The sequence below is a fragment of the Sporosalibacterium faouarense genome, from assembly GCF_016765695.1.
Classification (GTDB): Bacteria; Bacillota; Clostridia; order Tissierellales; family VENL01; genus Sporosalibacterium; species Sporosalibacterium faouarense.
Genome location: NZ_JAETGO010000084.1, coordinates 85,039 through 95,398 on the forward strand (window position 1 = coordinate 85,039; position 10,360 = coordinate 95,398).

The window sequence follows — 10,360 nt, forward strand, 5'->3', positions numbered from 1 at the left end:
GTATACAAAATTTTATAGAATATGTCAAGTAGGCTTCGAAACCTACTTGACATAATTTCCCATTATTCTTCTGTTATAGGTTCTCCTTCAATAAACCAATCCTGAATATTATAGTAAATATTAAAGGATTTTGGATTAATATCACCTTTTATTTTATTATTAACTAATAAAGCTGAATTATCAAAATATAGGCTTACATATGGCAATTCTTCAATTAGATAGTTTTGCAATTCTTTATAAGCATTATTTTTATCTTCTCGAGTTCCTGCCTTAAATGCATTAGAAATTAAGTTATCCATAGTTTCATCTTCATACCCAATAATATTAGTTCCTTCTTCGATTTCTGATGAATGGAAAGCAAAAGCTAAATCTGGTATATATGATAACTCCCATTCAAGTAAAGTCATATCAAAATCTCCAGAGCTAATTTTACCAACAACTTCATTCCATTGATTCTCTGCCATATCTTCTGTAATTTCATCTTTTCTATTTGAATTATAATCTTTTACTACAACAATACCTATATCTTCTAGATATTCTGCTATACTATTAGCAGTTTGTCGCCTTAACTCATTATATGAATTTGTTAATAACCTCAGTCTTAAGTTACTTCCACTTTCATCTTCATAAATTCCATCTTCATTACTATCTTTCCATCCAGCTGATTCAATCTTCTCTCTTGCTTTGTTAACATTATATTTATAGGTGCTGCTATCTTTCTCTGATAATAGCCAAGAATCTGGATGAATCGGAACATCAACTTTTGTGCCATGACCTAAGTATACATGTTCAATAATATAGTCTCTATCTATACCATAAGCTATTGCCTGCCTTAAAGCCTTACCCTTCTCTCCTTGAAAAACTTCATTTTTGAAATTAAATCCTAAGAAAGAATATTTTTGAGATATAAAATCGTATATATTAATATCACCATTCTGAGCATATTTCTCCCAATCAACATTTATAGCTAAAGCTATATCTACTATATTTGATTCAAAAGAAGTTATTGCAAGGTCTCTATCTTCTAGTATTTTCCCTTGAATTTCTTCAATATATGTTTTGCCGTTCCACCAATCTTCATTGGACTTTAATGTTATAAGCTTTAATTCATCATAACTATCAAATTTATAGGGACCTGTACCAATAGGATTATACCCTTCTTTAGTTAAAGCTAGCTGATATGCTTCTTCTAGATTTCTAGAGTCTCCAGCAAAAAGATGCTTAGGAATTATTGGAAATATTAAACTTTCCAACGAGTTACTATAGCTTCTATCAAATGCTATTTCTAAATTATATTCATCGATTACATTAACACTTAATATGTGCTGTAAATCTCCTGGATTTCCTGGTTTGTAAATTTCTGTCATTAATTGGCTATATATCGAATCTGTAGCTGCATATTTCATAACATTAATTGTGAACTTTACATCTTCAGCATTAAATTTTTCTCCATCATGCCAAAGAACGTTGTCCTTTAATTTAACACTTATCTTACGTCCATTATCTTTAATTTCATAGCTCTCAGCTAATGCTGGATTTATATCTAAGCTTTCATCAAATTCAAACAAACCTTCAAATATCAATTTGTTAAAGTAATATTGACTCAAACTATTATCCAACAATGGATTCAATGTATCTACATGAGATATTGGAACTACCATTGTTCCTCCAAACTCTGGTTTGTATTGCACTTGGTTCTCGTTATCTTTCCCATTATCATTAGGTGTTCCTTGATCTTCATCTACATCTTTTTGACATGCTGTAAAGCTAACTACTAAAAACATAATTAATATAAAACTAATTATTTTTCTTTTTCTCAAGTTTATTCCTCCTTATGCTTAAAGCATTGTAGTGTTTTATCTAGTTGCTATTTATAGTATTTCATGCTATTTCAAAGCATTAATAACATTAATGATTATTACAGTTATTCCCGAACCCACTAAAGGACCAATAGGATAACCTTTAAATATTACTATTCCAATTATTGTCCCAAATATTATTGAAAACATAATTATCGGATCATCTTCTAATAAATATCCTCCTTTAGAAGCTAAAACAGATACAATTATCCCCGCAATGATAGCAGTTACACCCTCTACTGTTTTAATTGAATTGTATAAATCTTTTATATCAACCTTACCTAGGGCTAAAGGCGATAAAATCCCCATCATTAAGAAGATGATTCCAATCTTTAATCCATAATCATCAAGTTTTTCAAGACATACTCTTGAAAAGCCTTGAAAATCATTGCCTAATTGTCCAATAAAACTTACAAGTAATAGAAAACTAGTCGCTATAGCTAAATAATTATTTCTGCTTATTATAGCTAAAGCAAGCAAAATAAGGATTATAATATTACTTATTAATGGTTGACTCAATATATCAACTCCTAATAATTAATTTCTAAAAGCTATTATGATACTTCTTAGATTTGATATCATTATAGCCAATTTATTAAATCAATCCTTATCATATAGTATTTTATATATCTTATAGTTTTGCTTAACCTTCTCAACGTATTTTTTTGTTTCGCTGAATGGAATATCATATAGATTTTCTCCATCCAAGCTATATTGGGTATCACCTAGCCACTTCTTTACATTGCCTCTACCTCCATTATATGCTGCTAGAACAAGCTCAATATTTCCAAATTGTTTGTTTAAATTATCTATATACCAGCATCCCATCATTATATTAGTTTCAGGATCATATAGTATATCTACCTTATACTCTTCAATTCCCATTTGACTTGCAATCCAGCTTCCTGTACTTGGTGTTATTTGCATAAGTCCAATTGCTCCCTTATTGGAAGTAGCGTCCTTATAAAATTTACTCTCAGCCTTAATGATAGATGCAACCAATAATGGATCAACTTCAAATTCACTGGAGTAATTATTAATATATTCCTTATAATGTAAAGGATATAGCACATTGGCAACCCATTTTATACTGAAGAAAGCTACGGAAAGTATAGCAATAAGTATGATGATTATAGTTATATTTTTTCTAATTTTATTTAAAGTAAAAGGCAACTATATCCCTCCAGGACTATTTATACTTCTCTAACAGGCTATCTAGTTTTTTTTCTAAATCACTAATACTACCTGAATTATCAATAATTACATCAGCATATTTCTTTTTTTCATTGATAGACATTTGAGCTTTGATTTTTTTAAAAGCCTGTAATCTATCAATTCCATCTCTTTTCATCAGACGTTGAAGTTGGGTTTCTTCATCTATATAAACTAGCCATATTTCATCAAAATCCAAACCTTCCTTTTTGAGATGTGTCCTAACTTCAATCAATAATGGAATATCTAAAAAAACCAATTTATTATCTTTTAGTTCTTTTATCTTCTGCATCTTCATTTCATCTGTAACCCTTGGATGAACAATACTATTTAACTTTTTTCTTAATTCCTCACTATTAAATATTATTCCACCAAGCTTAGTCCTATTAATAGTTAAATCTTCATTTAATATTTTATCTCCAAATTCTTTTAATATATCTTCATAAGCTGGTCTTCCAACATCTACGACTTCTCTGGCCAATACATCTGCATCTATTACACTATAGCCTTTTTCTACTAAATACTTTGATGCTGTGCTCTTCCCTGTTGCTATCCCTCCAGTCAAACCTATTACTTTGCCTTGATTCTTACTTTGTATCATACCAGCTATCTCCTGTGTCCATATCAACCTTAAGAGGAACATTTAATTCCACAGCATTTTCCATTAAATCCTTAAGTAACTCTTTTACTTCATCTACTTCATCCCTATGAGCTTCAATTATTAACTCATCATGAACTTGTAAAATTAATTTTGACTTTAATTTTCTATTTTTTAGTTCATCATAAACCTTTACCATGGCAATCTTAATAATATCAGCAGCACTTCCCTGTATCGGTGTATTCATAGCTGTTCTTTCTCCAAAAGACCTAACATTATAGTTCTTTGATTTTAATTCGGGTAAATATCTTCTTCTATTAAAAATAGTTTCTACATATCCTTGCTTTTTACCTTGATCTACAATTGATTCCATATACACTTTAACTTTTTCATAGTTTGCAAGATAGTTATCAATATAAGTCTTCGCTTCTTTTCTCGATATATTTAAATCCCTTGAAAGTCCATAATCACTTATTCCATAAACAATACCAAAGTTTACTGCCTTAGCTCTACTCCTCATCAGACTAGTAACTTCATCTTTAGGTACATCAAAAACCTCTGAGGCAGTCTTAGTATGGATATCCTCTCCAGTATAGAATGCTTCTTTTAATTTAGGATCATCAGAAATATGAGCTAAAACTCTTAATTCTATCTGTGAATAGTCTGCATCGATTAAAGTATAGTCATCTTCAGCTGAGGTGAAGACCTTCCTTATTTTCCTACCTTCATCTGTCTTTATAGGTATATTCTGTAGATTTGGTTCAGTACTACTAATTCTACCTGTAGTTGTTATAGTCTGATTGAAACTAGAATGAACCTTATGACTTTTCTCATCAATCAATGCCATTAATCCATCTACATAAGTACTATTAATTTTAACAATTTGTCTATACTCTAGAATTCTCTCTATAATAGGATGCTTACCTTTCAATTTTTCTAAGACCTCTGCATTTGTGGAATACCCTGTCTTAGTCTTTTTTATTACAGGCAAGTCTAATTTATCAAACAATATAACTCCCAATTGCTTAGGAGAGTTAATATTAAATTCTTCTCCTGCAAATTCATATATGTCCTCAGTGAGTTTATTAATCTTACCTTCAAACTCATCTTTTAATTTTAGTAATCCATCCTTATGAACAGTAAAACCCTGATACTCCATAAAAGCTAAAACCTCTATCAATGGAACTTCAATATTATAATATAACTCAGTCATATCTTGTTCTTCAATTATATCTCTTAATTTATCTTCAATATTAAATAAAATATTAATGAATTTATTAAAGTAATCGACTCTTTTATCTAATTCTATTTCACTAAAACTTTTCTTCTTTTTCCCTGTTCCAAGAATTTCATCTTCTCCTTCAATATATAGTCCTAAATATTCTTGGGCTAAGTTCTTAATACTATAATCACTCTGAGAAGGAGCTATAATATATTGACTTATAATGCTATCAAAATCAATTCCTTTAATGCTAATGTCATTCTTAAATATTGCTAATATATCATCTTTCATTCCATGTCCAATTTTTTTAATATCATTACTATTAAATATTTCATTAAAGGATTCTAGAATTGTTTTTGTATCATCGTCAATACTTTCAAAATCCACATAATATGTATTATCTTTATCGACTTTGAAAACTAGTCCTAATATTCCATCCTTTAATGGGTGTTCTCCATCTATTATTAATTTAAAATAGAACTTTCCCTTTTCCTTTATCAAGTCAATTTTCTCTTTCAATTCATTTAAGTCCTTAATAATCTGAATATCTGAATCTATTGAGATGTCTTCCTCATTTAAATTATTAAGAATATCCTCATTAATATCGTCCTTGTCTATTTTGTTTAACAAACTATTAAATTCAAGATCAGTATAAAGCTTGTATAGCTCTTCACTATTAGGCTTTTCTATTTTTAAGGTATTCAAATCTATTTCAACAGGTACATTAGTAATAATAGTAGCTAAACGCTTACTCATAAATGCTTGTTGTCTATTCTCAACCAATCTTTCTTTTAATTTTTTTCCACTTACTTTTTCTATATTATCATATATACCTTCCATAGATTCAAATTCTTTTAAAAGCTTTATTCCAGTTTTCTCTCCTACCCCTGGAACCCCAGGGATATTGTCAGATTTATCTCCCATGAGTCCTTTTAAATCAATAAACTGTTCGGGAGTAACTTCATACCTTTCAATCATTTCATCTACACCATATGTTTCTAAATTGGTGATACCTTTTTTAGTAATTAAAACCTTAGTTTTCTCACTAGCTAACTGTAAATAATCCTTATCTCCAGTTACCAATATTACTTCAAAGTCATTTTCTTCACCATGCTTTGCCAAAGTTCCAACTAAATCATCTGCTTCAAAACCATCTAATTCTATTCTATAGATATTTAATTTGTCTAATACTTCTTTTAATACAGAAAACTGCATTCCTAATTCATCGGGAGTTTTTTTCCTACCAGCCTTATACTCTTCATATTCTTTATGCCTAAATGTAGGTCCTTTTCTATCAAAGGCAACTCCAATATAATCTGGGTCATAGTCATCTAAAATCTTATAGAGCATAGTTAAAAATCCATACACTCCATTTGTATGAAGATTATCCTTAGTTGTCAAAGGAGGTAATGCATAAAATGCTCTATGTAATAAGCTATTCCCATCAATTAATATCAGTTTTTTATCATCCAACAAAATCAGCTCCTCAAAAAAAAGTTCATTTTATATTATTTACTTAATAGTAAAATCAAATCCTTTATTTTAGTATATATTAAAACATTTATTGAGTAAACAACTGAATACATTAAGACTAAACTATATTAAAAATAAAAATAGAGCCAATTAATTAGGCCCTATTTAAAGATTCCAACTTTTTCTATTGCTTTTGCTTTAAATGTCTTCTAATAAATATCAAAGCTAATATCAATATAATGGCTATAATTATCAATACAGGTGCAATAGTCATTAAAAATACCAAAGTATTTTCTACAAAATTAATTAGTTTATTTATTGTAGATATAAATCCTTTCTTTCCTTTTAATAAAAGGCCTTCATCATCAAGCTTAATTACTTGATTTTCATCTTTTACCTCCAAAATATTAACAGTTATAGATGAATAATTTACTAAACTATCCCAATTTTTTAATGTTTGATTATTATTGTCTATTTCAGTTCGAACTCTTCTAAGCTCATTTTCCACCCTCAATATCTCATCTACATTATTAGCCTTCTCTAGTATTTCTCTTAACCGCTTTTCTTGAACTTCTAAATTTTTAATATAATTTTCTGTATCCAAGTAACTCTCACTAATATCTCTTTCGTTCAACTGCTGCGACTTCACTTCACCTAAGCTTTTTATAAAGTCCAGAGTACTATAAAATTTTTCTTCTGGAACTCTAAGGAATACATTCCCACTCCTGAGTTGTTCACCGTCATCAGCTTTAATATGTCCATAGAAACTAGTTCCAGAACTCTCTATATAACCATTATTATTTTTAACATTATTAATAATACTATCATAAGTAACATCAAATTCAGTAGACTCTAAGTTAATTTGTCCACTCTTAATTATCTTTTTTCCAGCATTTTCAATACTTAAGTCTCCATTTCTGAGACTTTCGGTAAATTCACCATTAGCCAAATCCTTATCGGAAGTTAGTGTCATATTTTGTGAATCTTTTGCTTTTGCTGTGAATTTCATACTTTTATTCATTTGTTCTTGACTATTTCCAACATCCCCACTATAATCTTTTCCAATTTCAGGGGCTGCATCATCCATGCTTTGCTGATTAATATTATTAATTCCAAAATTATTAATTATAAATCCATAGGATACTACAACTACAAACAATGCTGCAGCTACAGTTGATAATACTCTCCAATTCAATACTTTTGATTTTTCCTTCTTCTTTTCTTTTTCAAGTTTACTTCTCAGACTTAATTTATAATTCTCTGGAAGTTCTTCTTCTTCTGTTTCCCCAGTAAATTTAAGTATTTTTATCATTTCGTCATATTCTTTTCTACATTCATCACACTCTAATAAATGAAGTTCAAATTCCTTCTTTTCGATATTATCTAGCTGATTATCTATATAAAGAGAAATCTTCTCATCAAAGTCTCTACAATCCATGATATCCCTCCTTTCTTTACTAGTTAGACGATTGATATATCATTTTGTTCCATCTCTTCAAGTATAATCTCTTTCAAGCTACTCCGGGCCCTGCTAATCCTAGATTTTACAGTTCCCATTGTACAACCTAATATCTCAGATATCTCTTGATAACTAAATCCCTCTATATCTCTAAGAATTATTGCCACTCTATGTATTTCATCAAGTTTATCAATTGATTGATGAACTAACTCTTTAGTCATTTTTTTCTCATACATTTCCTCTGTAGAATTACTATTGTCTTTGACTTCCCTTTCAATTTCACCATCATCTGTCTTAATAGGGTTATCTAAAGAGTAAACCTGTAGTTTGTTTTTCCTTAAAAAATCCATACAAGTATTAGTAACAATTCTATATAACCAAGTTGAAAAAGAAGATTGAAACTTAAATTTCTTAATTGATTTGTAAACCTTTATAAATGCCTCTTGAGAAATATCCATTGCATCTTCTGGATTTTTTAATATCTTTAGCGCGATATTATATGCCTTTTTCTCATATTTGCTAATTAGGTCTTCAAAGGCATCTAGATCCCCCTTAGCACACTTCTTAATAAGTTTCCTTTCATTATCAGCCACTTGGTATCACCCCTTTCTAACAAAACTAATCCTTCCTTATTTAGACGTAAATTATTCAAAAAAGTTTCCCTTAACCTCAGTTTTTTTATTTTTTCAAATAAAAGGCCTCCTATTCATTTGGAAGCCTTTTACCTCAAATACATATATTCAAGATTTGTTTAAAAAATCCTTCTTTTTAGATAAATAATTGTATTGTATTTGTCTCTTTTCTCTATTGTAATGTTCTGAAACTCATACAAATTAACATAATCATTACCATTTATCTTAATTGAATCTATTTTTTTACAAACTGATTCAGGTGATACAGTTCCAGCTAGAGCAGTTTGCTGAATTTCATAAATACTTATAGGAACATATATACTACTGTTAACTATCTTACCTTGGTATCTCCTATCTTTATATATTATAGTAGGGTCTATAAAAACCTCAACGTACCTTTTGCTTGTATGAATATTATATTCAATACCAAATTTATTTTGTAGCTCTTGAAGTTCCACATAAATATCATCATAATTATAGTGTTTTATCTCACCCTCATTTGATTCCAGCTTTACTGTATCATTTTTATAGATTGTTTTTATTCCAAGAGATTCAGCAATGTCTTCAACAGGTATCTTTGTATTATTAATTAAATCCTCTGCATTTCCTAATAAAATCTTATTATTTAGTAAAATTAATGTATCAAAATTATACTCGATTTTATTATCAGTTACTTTAGCGGTATGCTTACCACCTAATACATTTTCTAAATCTAATATTGATATATATTTTTTATTGTCGATTCTTTTTTCTTCTAGCCTTTCTCCCCATATATGGCAATATCCGCTTCCTAATATACTTGTAAATCTTATATTAAAGAATTTTTCAATTTTATTTCTATTTACATAGTATTTATCACCTAATAGTATTATATCCTTAGTTATATAGATATCATTAACAAAATAAGCATAGCGGTCAGTAAAAATAGTTATTTCTTTATTAGAAAGCTCTTTTAAATTCTCTAATCTGTCTTTTTGCATTCTATCATATATTCCTATTTCCTTTAACTTCTCATCTATCTTTATATCTACATCATCTTCCCAATTGTAGTAGTCTGGATATACAAATAAAATAGGATTATCACCATCAATATCATTATAGACCTTAAGAAGTTCATATTGAACTGTAACTGGTGTATTGTAATCTACTAATTCATATATCTCCTGTACATCTCTTTCAAACATCCTGACACATCCTTCTGAGGCAAAAGTGCTAATGGAACCAGGATCACTGTTACCATGAATGCCATAATGAGGCTTAAATCCAATCCACCTAGATCCCAGAGGATTATATATACTTCCTCCTGATATGTTTTTTTTGCTGTAATATGGATCAACTAGCTTGTTTAATACTCTATACTGTCCTATAGGTGTTGGTGTATATGCTTTCCCCACTGCAACTGGATATTCCTTTAGTAGCTCATTATTTTCCATCAAAAAAAGTTTTCTTGATGGTATATCAATTATTATCTCCTTTCCTATTTTAGGTTCTATTGCATAGGTGCTACTGTAATAGGTTACTATCATTAGTAAAATAATGCTAATTACTATAATTTTTTTCTTCTTCATGACGGTCCTCCCCTTGATTGATTTATACTAATAATTGTATTTTCTATAAAAAGAAAATATTCAATTTCAACCAAAGTAGACAACCCATTTTATGTTATTTTTTTATAGTATCTAATTTTATTTCAAAAAACTTTCTTGACTTTATATTAATATTATGGTAAGATTATTTTCGTAGCTGTTAAGCCGAAGTGGTGGAACTGGCAGACGCGCCGGATTCAAAATCCGGTGGTAGCAATACCGTGCGGGTTCGAGTCCCGCCTTCGGCACCAAAGAGAACAACCTAGCTTGAAGGCACTAGGTTGTTTTTTTTATTGCTTATTTTTTTCTAATTTTCTAA

The 10,360-nt window shown here is 29.4% G+C and carries 8 protein-coding genes and 1 tRNA gene; 1 reads left to right on the plus strand and 8 read right to left on the minus strand.

The window, feature by feature from the left end; translation table 11 throughout:
- Positions 1-62: 62 nt before the first annotated feature.
- From JMO20_RS16020 to JMO20_RS16055, 8 genes are all read right to left on the minus strand, one after another.
- The gene (locus tag JMO20_RS16020) at positions 63-1,820 is read right to left on the minus strand and encodes a peptide ABC transporter substrate-binding protein (RefSeq protein ID WP_202710708.1); all 1,758 of its coding nucleotides are present in this window, start codon (positions 1,818-1,820) and stop codon (positions 63-65) included.
- Between the two features lie 66 nt (positions 1,821-1,886).
- Positions 1,887-2,378 (minus strand): DUF441 domain-containing protein, encoded by a 492-nt coding sequence (locus JMO20_RS16025; protein WP_202710709.1) that lies wholly within the window; start codon positions 2,376-2,378, stop codon positions 1,887-1,889.
- 81 nt (positions 2,379-2,459) lie between these two features.
- On the minus strand, positions 2,460-3,032 hold the full coding sequence (locus JMO20_RS16030; RefSeq protein WP_207753533.1) for a lytic transglycosylase domain-containing protein: 573 nt from the start codon (positions 3,030-3,032) through the stop codon (positions 2,460-2,462).
- Between the two features lie 16 nt (positions 3,033-3,048).
- Positions 3,049-3,672: a dephospho-CoA kinase gene (coaE, locus tag JMO20_RS16035; RefSeq protein WP_202710710.1), complete on the minus strand. Its 624-nt coding sequence runs from the start codon at positions 3,670-3,672 to the stop codon at positions 3,049-3,051.
- The gene (gene polA, locus JMO20_RS16040; protein ID WP_202710711.1) at positions 3,659-6,364 is read right to left on the minus strand and encodes a DNA polymerase I; all 2,706 of its coding nucleotides are present in this window, start codon (positions 6,362-6,364) and stop codon (positions 3,659-3,661) included. The genes coaE and polA overlap by 14 nt, the downstream gene beginning before the upstream one ends.
- 184 nt (positions 6,365-6,548) lie before the next feature.
- Positions 6,549-7,802, minus strand: a complete 1,254-nt coding sequence (locus JMO20_RS16045; RefSeq protein WP_202710723.1) for a DUF4349 domain-containing protein — start codon at positions 7,800-7,802, stop codon at positions 6,549-6,551.
- A gap of 23 nt (positions 7,803-7,825) precedes the next feature.
- Positions 7,826-8,416: a sigma-70 family RNA polymerase sigma factor gene (locus JMO20_RS16050; RefSeq protein ID WP_202710712.1), complete on the minus strand. Its 591-nt coding sequence runs from the start codon at positions 8,414-8,416 to the stop codon at positions 7,826-7,828.
- Between the two features lie 158 nt (positions 8,417-8,574).
- Positions 8,575-10,023: a L,D-transpeptidase gene (locus JMO20_RS16055; RefSeq protein ID WP_202710713.1), complete on the minus strand. Its 1,449-nt coding sequence runs from the start codon at positions 10,021-10,023 to the stop codon at positions 8,575-8,577.
- A 182-nt stretch (positions 10,024-10,205) separates the two neighbouring features.
- Here JMO20_RS16055 and JMO20_RS16060 point away from each other — a divergent pair.
- Positions 10,206-10,292 (plus strand) — tRNA-Leu (locus JMO20_RS16060).
- Positions 10,293-10,360 lie beyond the last annotated feature (68 nt).